General features: G+C 70.1%; 14 protein-coding genes and 1 tRNA gene. 9 read left to right on the top strand and 6 right to left on the bottom strand.

Annotated elements, in window-relative coordinates; translation table 11 throughout:
• The first annotated feature begins 129 nt into the window (after nt 1-129).
• The 3 genes from CF8_RS18505 to CF8_RS18495 all read left to right on the top strand — a co-directional run bounded on the left by CF8_RS18505 (nt 130) and on the right by CF8_RS18495 (nt 3,170).
• On the top strand, nt 130-1,236 hold the full coding sequence (locus CF8_RS18505) for a hypothetical protein (RefSeq protein WP_010834625.1): 1,107 nt from the start codon (nt 130-132) through the stop codon (nt 1,234-1,236).
• Nucleotides 1,233-2,882, top strand: coding sequence for a hypothetical protein (locus tag CF8_RS18500; protein WP_010834624.1), 1,650 nt, complete (start codon nt 1,233-1,235; stop codon nt 2,880-2,882). The genes CF8_RS18505 and CF8_RS18500 overlap by 4 nt, the downstream gene beginning before the upstream one ends.
• Before the next feature lie 212 nt (nt 2,883-3,094).
• A tRNA-Arg gene (locus CF8_RS18495) sits at nt 3,095-3,170 on the top strand.
• Nucleotides 3,171-3,179: 9 nt separating this feature from the next.
• On the opposite strand, the gene CF8_RS18490 is transcribed toward CF8_RS18495, so the two are convergent.
• Nucleotides 3,180-4,334: a saccharopine dehydrogenase family protein gene (locus CF8_RS18490; protein ID WP_010834623.1), complete on the bottom strand. Its 1,155-nt coding sequence runs from the start codon at nt 4,332-4,334 to the stop codon at nt 3,180-3,182.
• Between the two features lie 55 nt (nt 4,335-4,389).
• Here CF8_RS18490 and CF8_RS18485 point away from each other — a divergent pair, with 55 nt between their 5' ends.
• Genes CF8_RS18485 through CF8_RS18475 form a run of 3 tightly spaced genes read left to right on the top strand, consistent with a single transcriptional unit; the run spans nt 4,390 to nt 7,347 of the window.
• The gene (locus CF8_RS18485) at nt 4,390-6,234 is read left to right on the top strand and encodes a beta-propeller domain-containing protein (RefSeq protein ID WP_036491437.1); all 1,845 of its coding nucleotides are present in this window, start codon (nt 4,390-4,392) and stop codon (nt 6,232-6,234) included.
• 4 nt (nt 6,235-6,238) lie between these two features.
• Nucleotides 6,239-6,508, top strand: coding sequence for a DUF2277 domain-containing protein (locus tag CF8_RS18480; protein ID WP_010834621.1), 270 nt, complete (start codon nt 6,239-6,241; stop codon nt 6,506-6,508).
• Nucleotides 6,505-7,347 carry a Sir2 family NAD-dependent protein deacetylase gene (locus CF8_RS18475; RefSeq protein WP_010834620.1) on the top strand — a complete coding sequence of 281 codons (843 nt, stop codon included), beginning with the start codon at nt 6,505-6,507 and terminating at the stop codon, nt 7,345-7,347. Before CF8_RS18480 ends, CF8_RS18475 begins: the two co-directional genes overlap by 4 nt.
• Here CF8_RS18475 and CF8_RS18470 read toward each other — a convergent pair.
• Complete coding sequence (locus CF8_RS18470) at nt 7,323-8,009, bottom strand: metal-dependent transcriptional regulator (RefSeq protein ID WP_036491435.1); 687 nt, start codon at nt 8,007-8,009, stop codon at nt 7,323-7,325. The genes CF8_RS18475 and CF8_RS18470 overlap by 25 nt on opposite strands.
• A gap of 223 nt (nt 8,010-8,232) precedes the next feature.
• Here CF8_RS18470 and CF8_RS18465 point away from each other — a divergent pair, with 223 nt between their 5' ends.
• Both CF8_RS18465 and CF8_RS18460 read left to right on the top strand, forming a co-directional pair.
• Entirely contained in the window at nt 8,233-9,027 is a 795-nt protein-coding gene (locus CF8_RS18465) for a hypothetical protein (RefSeq protein WP_010834618.1), read from the top strand.
• On the top strand, nt 9,024-10,607 hold the full coding sequence (locus CF8_RS18460; RefSeq protein ID WP_010834617.1) for a glycoside hydrolase family 13 protein: 1,584 nt from the start codon (nt 9,024-9,026) through the stop codon (nt 10,605-10,607). Before CF8_RS18465 ends, CF8_RS18460 begins: the two co-directional genes overlap by 4 nt.
• 6 nt (nt 10,608-10,613) lie before the next feature.
• Here the strand turns inward: CF8_RS18460 and CF8_RS18455 are convergent, their stop codons facing one another.
• From CF8_RS18455 to CF8_RS18440, 4 genes are all read right to left on the bottom strand, one after another.
• A complete protein-coding gene (locus tag CF8_RS18455) occupies nt 10,614-11,069 on the bottom strand; it encodes a MarR family winged helix-turn-helix transcriptional regulator (protein ID WP_010834616.1) in 456 nt (151 codons plus the stop codon).
• Complete coding sequence (locus CF8_RS18450) at nt 11,066-12,685, bottom strand: MDR family MFS transporter (protein WP_332248894.1); 1,620 nt, start codon at nt 12,683-12,685, stop codon at nt 11,066-11,068. The genes CF8_RS18455 and CF8_RS18450 overlap by 4 nt, the downstream gene beginning before the upstream one ends.
• A 435-nt stretch (nt 12,686-13,120) precedes the next feature.
• Entirely contained in the window at nt 13,121-13,774 is a 654-nt protein-coding gene (gene pdxH / locus CF8_RS18445; protein ID WP_010834614.1) for a pyridoxamine 5'-phosphate oxidase, read from the bottom strand.
• The gene (locus tag CF8_RS18440) at nt 13,771-14,289 is read right to left on the bottom strand and encodes a hypothetical protein (RefSeq protein WP_010834613.1); all 519 of its coding nucleotides are present in this window, start codon (nt 14,287-14,289) and stop codon (nt 13,771-13,773) included. The genes pdxH and CF8_RS18440 overlap by 4 nt, the downstream gene beginning before the upstream one ends.
• Before the next feature lie 137 nt (nt 14,290-14,426).
• Here CF8_RS18440 and CF8_RS18435 point away from each other — a divergent pair, with 137 nt between their 5' ends.
• Nucleotides 14,427-15,530, top strand: a complete 1,104-nt coding sequence (locus CF8_RS18435) for a citrate synthase 2 (RefSeq protein WP_010834612.1) — start codon at nt 14,427-14,429, stop codon at nt 15,528-15,530.
• Nucleotides 15,531-15,599 lie beyond the last annotated feature (69 nt).

Raw genomic sequence — 15,599 nt, 5'->3', positions numbered from 1 at the left:
GGAGGCGACCCGCAGTACCAGCGGGTCCGGTGCAGACGCACCTAGCGAGCAGACCGGCGTCTCGAACCCAGCCCTAGACGTAGGGGGTTCGTAGAAGGGTCTGTTCCTGAGCCCCAAAGGGCCGAACCCATGTCAACCACGAACTCCAAGCAGTTCATCCGCCGTTCCTCCAACCGCCGCCGCGTCGGTCTGCCGGGTCCCTACGACCCGTTCACTCTCGCAGCGTTCCTGTCCGCCCCCGGTCTCGTCCCCGTCATTGACGCGCTCGCGCTCGTCATTGCCGCGTGGTCCGCCCAGACCGTTCCTGTCGGGTTCAGCGTTCCGACGCTGCGTCGCTACGAGCACAACCTGAACCAGTTCGTCACCTACGCTCGCGCCACTGGTGCCGAGATGCTGCGTGAGTGCGACGCCATCGTGTGCGCCGACTGGGTGCACGCCCGCCCCGTGGGGAAGATGTGGTCGACGAACGCGACCGGTCATCCCGCGTACGGGACGCAGGCCAACCGCCGTACCTCGCTCATCAACTTCTTCGCCACCTGCCACCACCTCGGGTTGTGGGACCAGAACCCTGGCGAGAAGGTGACCACGCACGGACGCTCCAACGGGCGCATCCGTCCGCTCAGCGAGCCTGAGGCCGCGTGCCTCATGGACCGTGCCGCGTATGGGGCGCGCGAGAACAAGATGCCCGCCGCTGTCGCCCTGGCGCTCGCGGGTGCCACGGTGACGGAGATTGCTCAGGTCGAAGCCGCCGACGTGCACCTGTCCGAGCAGGTCGTGTGGCTGCCCGGTCTGGGCCGTCGCAACCTGGCCCGCTGGGTGACGCTCGACGACTGGCAGACCACCGCGCTGCACAACCGCATTGCGTACATGACGCGCCGCAACGGACGCGACATCACTGGGCTCTCGCTGGTGCACCGGGGCCACGTCGCCGACCAAGACCCGTCGAAGTACGCGATGACCACCAACCAGATGCTGGTTCGGGCCCTCGCGAAGGCCGGGCTCGGTGTCGCGGACGGGGTGCGTCCGTCCTCCATTCACGAGTACGTCGCCAACCGGGTCTACGCCGAGACCGGCTCGATGGAGGCCGTAGCGGTTCGCTGCGGCCTGAGGTCCATCGACGCCGCCGCCCGGCTCGTGTCCGTTGACTGGCGCACCCGCTACGAGATTCCTGCTCCGGCAAGCGCTTCTTGTAGCGACCGGTACGACGTTCCTGCCACGTCGAAGGCCGGTGCATGATGACCGCCTCGAAGAAGAGCCCGGTTGCCAAGACCACCGCCCGTGACCGCCAGAAGGCCAGCCGCCAGCGCGACGGCGTCGTCAGCAAGCACCGCATCCGCCGTGCCGCTCGGGCGATGTCCAACTCAATGAAGGAGACCACCCGCCAGAAGCGCGAGCGCCGTCTCAACGACCTCAAGAAGTTGCTCGCCGCCGCAGGCGACCACCACCTGTACGTGCGGGCAGCCGCACTGCCCGAGAAGGAAGAGCGGACGCCGGGACGCCCCACGATGTTCCCCAACTCCATCATGCTGCTGTACGGGCAGGCCATCTCCATCGTCGGTTCCGCCGCCGAGACCGAGACGTGGTTCAGCGACCACCACATCTGGGACCTAGTTCGCGACGAGATTCGGCGCTCCATCAGCCCTGAACTGGCGGACTCACTCCCCGACACCGGACCGATGCTGCACCAGTGGAACCACTTCCAGCGCAAGGTCAAGAAGAACGACTGGTTGACCCTGCTGCACAGCGCGCAGCGTGAGACCGCTGCCGAGCGTGCCCTCGACATGGGCATGTTCGACCCCACGGAACGGTTCCGCATTACCGACCCCGTACGGCACCTGACGGTCACCTTCGACGGAAAGGTCTCCACCTCGCCGTCGAAGTACCCCGCAGGCGTTCCAGCCAAGGTCGACAAGGAGACCGGCGAAGTCCTCACCGACCGGCGCTACGACTCCAACACCAAGTTGTGGCCTGAGGCTGGCACCCCCGACATCCCTGCCGGTTCAGACGCCGCCACCATCAACAAACTCAAGGGCCAAGACAAGAACAAGTTCGAGTGGGGCATCAAGGGCACCTACGCCTGGGCACGGCTGCCCTACTACGGCACACGCCTCATCCTCGACGTGGAGACCATGTCCCCCAGCGACAGCGACGAAGCCGCTGCCATCGGACGCATCACCGACGGCCTGCTCGACCGGCTGCCCGGCATCCAGACCATCGTCATGGACGGCATCTACTCCCACGTCCACATCGACCCCTACATGAAGAAGGGTCTGCTGGTCGTCAACAAGCCCACACGAGGACCCAAGAACGGACGCAACTCCGTCAAGATTGGCGACCGCTGGGAGAAGTCCCACCACATCGAGACCGTCGAAGTTCCCTACTCCGGCGGCGTCTGTCGCCACCGCATCTACGGCATCGGCGGCGCGCCCTACGAGCAGAAAGTCAACGCTGCCGGAACACCAGACCTCGTCGCGCTCGACGGACGGACCATCCGCCGCCCCGGCGGCAAGGACTCGTTCAACTGGTACCGCGAAGTCACCATCGACTGCACCAAGTGCGGAGGCAAGCAAGCACACCGGATCACCTTGGTGTCCCGCCCCGACGACGCTTTCAAGCGCAGCGAGTACCTCCGTCAGGTCCCGATGACCGACAAGCACTTCAAGCGCGTCTACGGCTTCCGTCCCGACGCCGAGTCCGGCAATAAGGACATCGAGGAAGCGTGGCACCTCAAGCGGATGCCCGCGTGGGGTTGGCACAACCAGTCGCTCCGCATGCTCCTGCACGCCGGACAGGTCAACGCCGAAGCATGGGCCATCCACCTGTCCCGCCTCGCCGACCACGACCTTCTCGACCCGGTCTACGACGACCCACAGGTGGCCTAACCACGGCCGCTTTCGCGAAGAAATTGAACAGCCTCACATGAGCACCCCGCGCCCTCAGGGCAGCGGGGCACTCGTGCTGCCCTGACACCAAAACGGCCCCCGAGCGTCGACCCATCCGGTCACGCTCAGGGGCCCGCGTTCGTCACATCCACCGGCTGCTGACAAAATGACTGCGCCAGCACGGGTTTTCATCACGAATGTGTGTATGGCCCGCCCCAGTAGCTCAGTGGATAGAGCAGCCGCCTCCTAAGCGAAAGGTCGCAAGTTCGACTCTTGCCTGGGGCACCACCAGCACCGTCACCGGGTCTCGAACCTCAGGCCCCCCGCCTGGACACGGGCGAGCAGGTTCTCGCCCATCGCCTGGGCGGTGGTGACCTGTCCGGCCGTCGGCGGGTTGTCGTCGAAGGCCAGGCACAGCGCCGACTCGGCCAGCATCATCGACGTCTCGGTGTAGCCCGGGTCGCCGCCGCTGACGCGGGTGCGGACGGTCCGACCGCCGCCCTCGCCGACGAAGTCGACGGTGAACCACGACTTCTCCCGCTTCGCCTCGTCGGGCCCGTCCCCGGCCGACACCTTGCCGAGCAGGAAGTTGCGCACGGGCCTGACCTGCGCCGCGGCGGCCAGCGCGCCGACGGCGACCGCCCCACCGGCGGCGTAGCGGATCGTCTTGGTCCCGGCGAAGTGCGAGTAGCGGAACCTCGGTCCGTACGTCGAGAGCGCGGCGCCGCTCCGGGCCACGATGATCGGGTCGATGGTCGGCACCGGGACCAGCCAGTAGCCCAGCACCGGGTCGCGGTGGGGCCTGGCCGACACGGCCCGTGACGAGCGGCCGTCGGCCGGCTTTCCCTCCATGCGGCGGCGAGCGGCGTACGCCGCCTTCATCTCGCGCGCCCGGGAGAACTGGCCGAGGGCCGAGTGGATCGTGCCGCCCGAGGCCATGCCGCCGGAGCGGACGACCCCGCGCAGGGTGATCGGGACGTCGGAGGGCAGCTGCTGGACGGTGTGGAGCGCGCCCAGGTCGTGGGGAATCGAGTCGAAGCCGCAGGCGTGGACGAGCCGGGCGCCGGTGCGTACGGCGGTCTCGTGGTGCTGGAGATACATCTGGTCGACGAACTCCGGTTCGCCCGTGAGGTCGACGTAGTCGGTGCCGGCGTCGGCGCAGGCGGCGACCAGCGCTGCGCCGTACTGCAGGTAGGGACCGACGGTGGTGATCACGACCCGGGTCCGGGCGGCGACGTCGGCCAGCGAGATCGGGTCGGTCGAGTCGGCGTGCAGCAGCTCGAGGTCGGGGAGACCGAGCTTGTCGCGGACGGCTTCGAGCTTGGCCTGGTTGCGACCGGCGAGCGCCCAGCGCAGGCCCTCGGGCGCGTTGCGCGCGAGGTAGTCGGCGGTGAGCTGCCCCGTGAAGCCGGTGGCGCCGAAGAGGACGATGTCGAAGTCACGATCAGCCATGCCCACATCCTCACAGGTCGGGGAACCGCCCGGCGAGGGGTGGCGTCCGATAGGCGTGAAGATCCGGACCGCCGTCGCCTCCGCCACCGCCGTCGCCCTGGCCGCCGGAGTCGGCGTCGGGGTCGGCTTCGCCCTCGACCGCGGGGATGAGGGTCACGGCCCGTCGAGCGCGCCCGTGCCCGTGAGGCTCGCGAACGCCTCGCTCGAGGTCGCCGACGACTGCGACGCCCTGCTCGAGTCGTACGTCGATCGCGGACTCGACCTCGTCTCGCCCTACGGCTGGGGCGGCGGCGCGATCGTGATGTTCGATGCCCGGGCCAGCACGACGGTCGCCGGGCAGTCGACCGCGAACGCCCGGGTCCCGACCACGACCCGCGCGACCAGCAACGAGAGCGGCACCAACGTGCAGGAGGTCGGCGTCGACGAGCCGGACGTCGTGAAGGTGGCGGGCGACCTGCTCTTCCGCATCCAGGACAACGTGCTCACGACCCACGACGTCGCCGGCGACGAGCCCCGCCAGCTGTCCTCCCTCCAGCTCCCGGACCTGCACGACGGCGAGCTGCTGCTCTCCGGTGACCGCCTCGTCGTGCTCGGCGACCTGGGTCGGCGGCACCAGCCGACCGGCGCGCGCATCCTCGTCGTCGACGTGAGTCGCCCCGGGACCCCGCAGGTCGTCGAGGAGACCGACTACTCCGCGAGCATCAGCGCAGCCCGCCTGCACGGGGACGTGGTGCGGGTCGTGCTCGACAACGGGCTCCCGGACCTCGACTTCCGCCTCCCCCACGGCAAGTTCAGCGAGGACAGCGCGGAGCGCTTCAACCGCCGGCTCGTGCGCGAGACCACCCTCGCCGACTGGCTGCCCACCGTCGGCGATGAGCCCGCCGTCGACTGCGGCGACGTCGCAGTCCCGACCATGGAGACCACGCTCGGCACCACCACCGTCGTGACCTTCGAGCCCGCCGTCGTGGAGCCCGTCACCACTGCCGTCGCGACCACCTCCACCGCTTCCTACTTCTCCCCCGACCGGTTCTACCTCGCTGCCGGCCCTGCCTCCTTCGGCTGGTGGGGCACCCCGACCATCGACTGCTTCGAGACCTGTCCGGGCGGCGACGGCAGCACCGAGCTGTTCGCCTTCGCCCTCGACGGCACCGACACGACGTACGTCGCCTCCGGGACCGTGGAGGGGCAGGTCAGGGACCGCTGGTCGATGGACCACGCCGACGGTGCGCTCCGCGTCGCGCTCGGCGCGACCAACGAGACCGGCAACTTCAGCTCGGTGGTGACGCTGCGCGAGACCGGCACGACGCTCACCGAGATCGGCCGCGTCGACAAGCTCGGCGTCAACGAGGAGATCAAGTCGGTGCGCTGGTTCGACACCCTCGCCATCGTCGTGACGTTCCGCCAGACCGACCCGCTCTATGCCATCGACCTCACCGACCCCGACGAGCCCGAGCTGATGGGCGAGCTGAAGATCCCCGGCTTCAGCGAGTACCTGCACCCGCTCGGCGAGCGCCGGCTGATCGGCGTCGGCCAGGACGCCGACAGCCGGGGCATGACCCGCGGCGCGCAGGCGGCGCTCTTCGACGTCACCGACCTGACCGACCCGCGCCAGCTCGACGTCGTGGCCTACCCGAAGCACTCCATGGCGGGTGCGGGGATCGACCCGCGCCAGTTCACCTGGCTGCCGGATCGCCGTACGGCCCTGACCGTCGTCTCGCAGGGGTGGCGCGGTCGCACCGGCTGGGTCTCGGTGCTGTCGTTGCAGGCCGGCGAGATCTCCAACCGCATGGTCGAGGTGGAGTACGGCGACGAGGTGGCCGAGGTCCGGCTGGTCCCGCTCGCCGACGGCCGCGTGGTGCTGGTGACCGGGGACGCCGTCTCCTTCTTCGACCTATCCTGAACGCATGTGCCGCAACATCCGCCCGCTCAACAACTTCGAGCCGCCGGCGACCAAGGACGAGGTGACGGCTGCCGCGCTGCAGTACGTCCGCAAGGTCGCCGGGACGACCAAGCCCTCGCAGGCCAACGAGGCGGTCTTCTACGAGGCCGTGCGCGAGATCGCGCACCTCACCCAGCACCTCCTCGAGGACCTGGTGACGACCGCGCCGCCCAAGGACCGCGAGGTCGAGGCCGCCAGGGCCAAGGCCCGCGCCCAGCTGCGCTACGGGACGTGACGGCCACCCAGGCCGCACCCGAGGAGGCGCTCGACCTCCTCGCCGAGCGCGACCTCGTCGTCCTGACCGGTGCCGGGCTGTCGACCGACTCCGGCATCCCCGACTACCGCGGGCCCGGGGCGCCGACGCGCACCCCGATGACCTTCCAGGAGTTCGTCTCCGGCCCGGTCGCGCAGCAGCGCTACTGGGCGCGCAGCCACCTCGGCTGGGCACGGATGGGCGCCGCCGTGCCCAACGCCGGTCACGTCGCGCTGGCGCAGATCGATCCGAGGCTCCTCATCACCCAGAACGTCGACGGCCTCCACGAGGCCGCCGGCTCCGACCGTCTCGTCGCGCTGCACGGACGGGTCGCGGACGTCGTCTGCCTGGCCTGTCGCCGTACGTCGCCGCGCGCGGCGTTGCAGGTCAGGCTGGACGAGCTCAACGCCGACTGGATGGTGCGCCACGGGCACGCGGCGATGCGGCCCGACGGCGACGTCGACCTCGACGCGACGGCCGACTTCGTGGTCGCCGTGTGCGACGACTGCGGTGGGGTGCTCAAGCCGGACGTCGTGTTCTTCGGGGAGAACGTCCCGGCCGACCGCGTGGCCCGCTGCTACGACGCGGTCGATGCGCTGGGCGCCGACGGCGCGTTGCTGGTGGCGGGTTCGTCGCTGGCCGTGATGAGCGGGTTGCGGTTCGTGAAGCGCGCGGCCGCGGCCGGCACGCCCGTGGTGATCGTCAACCGCGGCCTGACGCGCGGCGACGACCTCGCGACCCACAAGCTCGAGGTCGGGACCAGCGACTTCCTCGCGTCACTGGCCGACGAGCTGGCTCAGAGGCGGCGTACGAAGATGTGATCGGCGGCGTCGGCGAAGATCTCGGCGGTCTCGCCGCCGGAGCCGATCAGGATGCCCTCGGACGTGGCGACGACGGTGATCGTCTTGTCGGGCAGGGCACCGGCGCGACGCAGCGCACTCATCAGCACCTCGTCCTTCTGCATCTCCTCGGAGATGCGGCGCACGTGCACGCGCGACTCCACCGGACCCGCGACGGCCGCCAGCGACTCGACGCCCTCCATGAAGGTCTCGCCCAGCGCGCTCTCACCGAGCTCGTCGAGACCGGGGATCGGGTTGCCGTAGGGGGACTCGGTCGGGTGGCCGAGCAGCTCGACGAGCCGACGCTCGACGGTCTCCGACATCACGTGCTCCCAGCGGCAGGCCTCGGCGTGCACGAGCTCCCAGTCGAGACCGATGACGTCGGTGAGCAGCCGCTCGGCGAGGCGGTGCTTGCGCATGACCCGGGTGGCGAGACGCATGCCCTCCTCGGTGAACTCGAGGTGGCGATCACCCTCGACCGTGACCAGTCCGTCGCGCTCCATGCGCGCCACCGTCTGGGAGACGGTCGGCCCGCTCTGGTGCAGGCGCTCGGCGATGCGCGCGCGCAGCGGGATGATGTCCTCCTCCACGAGCTCGTAGATCGTGCGGAGATACATCTCGGTGGTGTCGATCAGGTCGCTCACTCGACCCATTCTTACCCATCCGGATTGGCAGGACTTGATGGGGCGTGTCTCTCGATCCTCGGCCGTCGCGAGCGTCGTCCGGGGCGTGCGATGGGAAGGCGGAGGAGGGAGACATGACGGAGTCATGGCGACTGACGACAACGCAGCCAGCGTGCGTGCCGGGCGGCGCGCAGCAGGCCATGGGATTGAGAGACACGCCCTTAGTGCGGCACAGTGGCGAAGCGTGAACGAGATCCCCGATCAGCTCCTCGTCCCTCGCCGCTTCTGCGGACCTCCCGACTCGGGCAACGGAGGGTGGACCGCCGGTGCGCTGGCGACCCACCTGGCCCTGGCCTGCCCGGAGAACCGCGCCGGTGAGTGGCCGACCGTCGAGGTCTCGTTGCGCCAGCCGCCGCCGCTCGACTCCCCCATGCTGCTCACCGAGCAGGACGGCGTCACGAGCGCGAGCTTCGGTGGCGTCGTGATCGCCAGCGCCCGGCGCCTCCCGGACGAGGGCGAGCCGGCCCTCGCGGACGTCGACCCGGTGGGTCCCGACGAGGCGCGGGCCGCCGAGGCGACGTACGCAGGTCACCGCTTCCACCCGTTCCCGACCTGCTTCGCCTGCGGCACCGGGCGCGAGGAGGGCGACGGGCTGCGCATCTTCCCCGGCGTGGTGAGCGGCGAGCGGGTCGCCGCGACCTGGCGTCCCCACCCCAGCCTCAACGAGGACTACCACACCTACGTCGACACGCCGGCGCGCGCCTGGGTGGCCGCCACCTGGGCGGCGCTCGACTGCGTCGGCGGGTGGGCCGGCGACCTGACCGACCGGTTGATGGTGCTCGGACGGATGACGGCGCGCATCGACACCCTGCCGGTGATCGGCGAGGAGCACGTCGTGGTGGGAGCCAAGCGGGGCGCCGAGGGGCGCAAGACCTTCACCTCGGCCACGCTCTACGACGCCGACTCGCGCATCGTCGCGAGCGCCGAGCACATCTGGATCGCGGTCGACCCGGCCGCCTTCGGAGGTGTCCGGCCATGAGCGGGAGCTGGTGGCGCGACGCCGTCATCTACCAGGTCTACGTCCGTTCCTTCGCGGACGCCGACGGTGACGGTGTGGGCGACCTCGCCGGCATCACCGAGCGGCTGCCCTACCTCCGCGAGCTCGGCGTCGACGCCCTCTGGATCACGCCGTTCTACACCTCCCCGCAGCGCGACCACGGCTACGACGTGGCCGACTACTGCGACATCGATCCGCTGTTCGGCAGCCTCGACGACGCCGACACGCTGCTGGCGAAGGCCCACGACCTCGGGCTGCGGGTGATCGTCGACCTGGTGCCCAACCACTCCTCCGACGAGCACGAGTGGTTCCAGGCTGCGCTGGCCGCCGGGCCCGGCTCGCGCGAGCGGGCCCGCTACATCTTCCGGACCGGGCGCGACGACGGCGAGGCCCCGCCGAACAACTGGGCGTCGGTCTTCGGTGGTCCCGCCTGGACCCGGGTCGGGGACACCGACCAGTGGTACCTCCACCTCTTCGACACCACCCAGCCCGACTTCGACTGGCGCAACCCCGAGGTCGGCGACCTCTTCGAGGAGGTGCTCCGCTTCTGGCTCGACCGCGGTGTCGACGGCTTCCGGGTGGACGTCGCCCACGGCCTGTTCAAGGAGGCCTCGCTGCGCGACCAGGTGCTGCCCGAGGGCATCACCGCGACCTCGGGACAGGTCAACACCGACCACTCGATGGTCAGCCGTGAGCTCAAGGACGAGCCGATGTGGGACCAGCCGGAGGTGCACGACGTCTACCGTCGGTGGGCCAAGGTCCTCGACGAGTACGGCCCCGACCGGATGGCCGTCGCGGAGGCCTGGACCCAGACGCCGGCGTCCATGGCGGCCTTCGTCCGGCCCGGCGAGCTCGACCAGGCGTTCAACTTCGCCTGGCTGCTCGCGGACTGGTCGGCGGCGGCCTTCGCGGACGTCATCAACGGCACCCTGGCGGCGGTCGAGCCCGTCGGGTCCGCGCCGACCTGGGTGCTGTCCAACCACGACGTCGTGCGGCACCCGACGCGCTACGGCGGCGGCGCCGTCGGGTTGGCGCGTGCCCGGGCCGCCACCCTGACGATGCTGGCGCTGCCCGGGGCGTCCTACCTCTACCAGGGCGAGGAGCTCGGTCTCGAGCAGGTCGACGTCCCGCCGGCCGCCCGTCAGGACCCGTCGTGGTTCCGCACGGGCGAGGTCGGTCGCGACGGCTGCCGGGTGCCGATGCCCTGGGGCGGCAGCGCAGCGCCGTACGACTTCGGACCGGGGACCGGACAGCCGTGGCTCCCCCAGCCTGCCGACTGGGCGCCGCTGACGGCCGAGGCCCAGACTGGTCAGCCGGGCTCGACGCTGGAGTTCTACCGTACGGCGCTGGCGACCCGCCGAGCCGTGCTCGCGGGCGCCGGGGCCGACGTCGAGCTGCTCCCCGATCTCGGCAGCGACGTGCTCGCCTTCCGGCGCGGCGACGTCACGGTCGTGCTCAACTGCGGCTCGGCGGCAGTGCCGCTGCCGGCCGGCGAGGTCGTCATCGCGAGCGGGCCGGTCGAGGGCGACCTGCCGGCGAACACGGCGGTCTGGCTGCGCTAGTCCCGGTTAGTCCTGGTCCTCGTCGAGGCTGGTGTTGTAGCGCGCGAGCGTCGCGACGAAGACGTTCAGGTCGGCGTCCGACCAGCCCTCGAGCCGGCGGCCGAGGCGGGCGCGGCGCACGGTCGCGAGGTCGTGCATGCGCTGCCTGCCCTCGTCGGTGAGGCTGACGACCCAGGCCCGACCGTCGTCGGGGTCGCGCTCCTTGCTGACGAGGCCGAGGTCGACGACCGTCTGCACGAGCCGGCTGACAGCACCCTTGTCGAGGTTGAAGGCGTCGACGACCTCGGACGCCCGCACCGGTCCGTGCTCGTTCATGTAGGCCAGCACCAGATAGCCCGTCGACGTCAGGTCGGGGTGGATCGCTTGGGCGCGCTCGCTGATGACGCGCTTGATCCGGCGGACCAGGACCGCCATCTCGACCTCGAGGTCGAGGATCGTGCGCTCGCGGTCGAGAGAGCTCATCGCCCAACTCCGGACGGCGTCGCCTCGGGCGCGGCGGCTGCGGCGATCTCGTCGTCACGCAGGACGGTGGTGCGCATGGGCTTCTCCTCGATGAAGACCAACAGGAGCAGCGAGAGTACGGCGAACGGCAGCGAGATCAGGAACAGGTGCCCCGTCGCCTCGCCGAAGGCGTGCTCGAAGACCTGCCGCACGGGCGGCGAGAGGGTGTCCAGGTCGGGGATCGAGTGCGAGTCGGCGCCGAGCGCCGCGAGCTGGTCCTCCGTGACGGTGCCTGCCTGGACGAGCGAGGCCAGGCCGGTGCGCACGTGGTCGGAGACCTGGTGGCTGAGCACGGCCCCCAGGGCCGAGACGCCGATCGTGCCGCCCACCGAGCGGAAGAACGCGACCACGCTGGAGCCCGAACCGAGGTCGGCCGCGGCCACGCTGTTCTGCACGGCCAGCACGGTGTTCTGCATGGTCGCACCCAGGCCGAGGCCGAGCACCGCCATGAAGACACCGACGAGGGCCAGGTTGGTGGTGTCGTCGATCGTGGCCAGCAGGGCCAGGCCGACGATGACGAAGACCATCCCGCCGATGAGGAACTTCTTCCACTTGCCGGTCTTCGTGATCAGCCGCCCGGAGATGATGCTGGAGACGAGGAGCCCGCCGACCATGCAGATCGACATCAGCCCCGCGCGAGTGGGTGACATGCCGCGCGCGAGCTGGAAGTACTGCGAGAGATAGACCGTCGCCCCGAACATGGCGACCCCGATCAGGACCGAGGCGGCGGTGGCGAGCGTGGTCGTGCGGTCCTTGAACAGGCGCAGCGGGATGACCGGGTCCTTGGCGACGTACGCCTCGACCAGGACGGCGCCGACGATCACGGCCAGACCCGCGGCGACGAGGACGAGGCTGGTCGCGGAGGTCCAGGTGAACTGGCTGCCCGCCAGCGAGACCCACACGAGCACCAGCGAGACACCACCCATGAGCAGCGTGGCGCCGAGGTAGTCGATGGTGACCTCGCGCTTGATGGTCGGCAGGCGCAGGGTCTTCTGCAGCACGACGAAGGCGAGGAGCGCGACGGGGAGGCCGGAGAAGAAGCACCAGCGCCAGCCGACGCTGTCGACGAGCAGGCCGCCGACAAGCGGACCGCTGACCGTCGCGAGGGCGAAGACCGCGCCGATGTAGCCGCTGTAGCGACCGCGCTCGCGCGGCGAGACCATCGTCGCGATGACGACCTGGACGAGGGCGGTCAGGCCGCCGACGCCGAGGCCCTGGATCGCGCGGGCCCCGATCAGCACCTCCATCGAGGGCGCGAGGCCGGCGATCACCGAGCCGATGGAGAAGATCACGAGCGCGCTCTGCACGAGCAGCTTTTTGGAGAACTGGTCGGCGAGCTTGCCCCAGATCGGGGTGGTCGCCGTCATCGTCAGCAAGGTCGCGACGACGACCCAGGTGTAGCCGGTCTGGCTGCCCTCGAGGTCGGTGACGATGGCCGGCAGCGCGTTGGAGACGACAGTGCTCGAGAGCATCGCGACGAACATCGCGAGCAGGAGTCCGCTGAGGGCCTCCATCACCTCGCGGTGGGTCATCTCCCCGGTCTGCTCGGCGCTCGGGGGTGCTGCAGGGGTCGTCACGGACGCTCGATTCATGCTGGACATAAGGTTGTCGTCGACAACTATATTCCTGAGCGGCGTGGATCCGCCATCCTCGGCGACGCCAAGCGGGGTGGCCTCTCGGGGTTTGTGTCACCTTCTTGGGTGTTGCAACACCCCGGAACGTTCGATTCCCCCGCAGAGGCGGGGGAATCGAAGGTTGCGGAGGTTTCCAGCAGAAATGGCAGCGACCCGCAGGCCTGCCCCTCATGGGGGGCGATCCGGGGGATGAATTCCGGGGCCTGCGGGTCGGGTGACTGCGTTGGATTCGCCGGCAGTACGTCGACGACTGGTGCTGCCTAGCGGGCAGCCACCTCACTCATCCGAAAAGACTTCATTTCTCGGACCACCTCCTTTCCGTGTGCCGCAACCGTACGCCCGGATGCGGGAGTGCTCAACGCATTTGTTTGCCCCAGTTCAGGGGGCCAGGCGCTGGATCCGCCAGCCGTCGCCGTCGCGCTCGTAGACCAGGCGGTCGTGCATCCGGCCCGGCCGGCCCTGCCAGAACTCCACCGTCTCCGGCTCGACGCGGTAGCCACCCCAGTGCTCCGGCACCGGCACGTCGCGCCCCTCGAAGCGCGCAGTCACCTCGTCGTACGCCGCCGCGAGCTCTTCACGTGACGCGACCGGCTGCGACTGCAGCGAGGCCCAGGCGCCGAGCTGTGCACCGCGCGGGCGGGTGCGGTGGTAGGCCTCGACCGCCTCACGCTCGAGCACGCGAGCTGTCCCCTCGATGCGCACCTGCCGCTCGAGCGGGTGCCAGGGGAAGAGCAGCGCGCACTGCGGGTTGAGCGCCAGCTCGTCGGCCTTGCGCGAGGTGTGGTTGGTGAAGAGCACGAAGCCGCGCTCGTCGAGGCCCTTGAGCAGCACCATCCGCGACGACGGGCGCGCGTCCGCGCCGGCGGTGCTGAGCACCATCGCGTTGGGTTCGTGCAGCCCCGCGTCCAGCGCCTCGCCGAGCCAGCGCCGGAACATCGACACCGGCTCGGATGTCAGGTCGCCGACGTCGAGCCCGCCGTCGGCGTACTCCGCCCTCAGCGCCGCGAGGTCGTCCGGATCGCGACCGGTCATCCGAGCTCGGCGAAGCCCCGGGCCTGCGTGCCCGAGTCGTCGAGATGGTCACCCAGCCTGGCCAGCGCTGCGCCGACCTGCGCGAGCGTGTCGCCGATGGAGTCCATGGCCGTGGCGAGCTTGCCGAGCTGCTCGGTCGCCCCGCTCATCTCCTCGGCCGCGCTGGCCAGCCGCGCGGCGGGGCCGTCCATCAGCGGCACCCGGGCGGCGGCCTCGGCCGCGTCGGCGATGCGAGCGGCACCGTTGCCGATGGAGGTGACGATGCCGGCCAGGGCGTCGCTGGAGTCGGCCAGGGTGCCCTTGAGCCCGGACGTGCCGTCGTCACCGACGAGCGAGACCGCTGCCGACTTCGCCTGCTCCCCCGCGCCGGCCAGACCGGTGGCGATCTTCTCGAGGTAGTCGGGCAGTCGCCCGAGCATCGCGAGCTGCTCCTTGTTGTTGGTGAGGAGCTCGAGGAGGTCGGCCAGGTCGCTGCCGCCTCCGTCGAGCTTGCCGATGATCGATCCCAGGTCCATGGCCGCACCCTAGACCGCCGAGCGGGTGCCGGGAATGGGCCTCGGTGATGACGCGCTCGCCCCTCGGGTGCACAATTAGTCGGCTCGCGAGACCATCTGAGGCGGGCCTACGCCATACGCAAAGGAGCGTCTGCCGCATGACTGAGGTCCACCACGGGCTCGAAGGTGTCGTCGCATTCGAAACCGAGATCGCCGAACCCGACAAGGAAGGATCGGCGCTCCGCTACCGCGGCGTCGACATCGAGGACATCGTCGGCCGCGTGCCGTTCGAGAACGTCTGGGGCCTCTTGATCGACGGCTCCTACGCCCCCGGCCTGCCGCCTGCCGAGGCGTTCAGCCTCCCGGTGCACACCGGTGACGTGCGCGTCGACGTCCAGGCCGCGATCGCCATGCTCGCGCCGCAGTTCGGCTTCGGCCAGACCTATGACATCACCGACGAGCAGGCCCGCGAGGACCTCGCCCGCGTCGCGGTCATGGTCCTGTCCTACGCCGCCCAGTCGGCCCGCGGGCTCGACAAGCCGGTCGTCTCGCAGAAGATCGTCGACGAGGGCTCCTCGCTCGCGGAGAAGTTCCTGGTCCGCTGGAAGGGCGAGGCCGACCCCAAGCACGTCAAGGCGATCGACGCCTACTGGAGCTCGGCTGCCGAGCACGGCATGAACGCCTCGACGTTCACCGCGCGCGTCATCACCTCCACCGGCGCCGACGTCGCGGCCGCGTTCTCCGGTGCGATCGGCGCCATGAGCGGCCCGCTGCACGGCGGCGCCCCGGCCCGCGTGCTCACCATGATCGAGGAGGTCGAGAAGACGGGCGACGCCACGGCGTACGTCAAGGGCCTCCTCGACTCCGGCGAGCGCCTGATGGGCTTCGGCCACCGCGTCTACCGCGCCGAGGACCCGCGTGCCCGCGTGCTGCGGCGTACGGCGAAGGAGCTCGACGCTCCCCGCTATGCCGTCGCCGAGGCGCTGGAGAAGGCCGCGCTCTCCGAGCTTCGCGAGCGTCGTCCCGACCGTGTCCTCGAGACCAACGTCGAGTTCTGGGCCGCGATCGTGCTCGACTTCGCCGAGGTGCCGGCCAACATGTTCACCTCGATGTTCACCTGCGCCCGCACGGGTGGCTGGTCGGCGCACATCCTGGAGCAGAAGCGCACCGGTCGCCTGATCCGGCCGTCCGCGATCTACACCGGCCCGGCTGCCCGCCCGGCCAGCGAGGTCGACGGCTGGAGCGAGGACTGGGCCAAGTAGGTCCGTTCGTCACGAGAGACAGCGGTATTTCACAGTCACCACGTGGCTGCGAAATACCGCTGTTTCCGC

Origin of the sequence: Nocardioides sp. CF8 (assembly GCF_000389985.1) — a bacterium.
Classification (GTDB): Bacteria; Actinomycetota; Actinomycetes; order Propionibacteriales; family Nocardioidaceae; genus Nocardioides; species Nocardioides allogilvus.
Note: the sequence above shows the minus strand (reverse complement) of the source record. Positions and strands in the feature narration are given on the sequence as shown.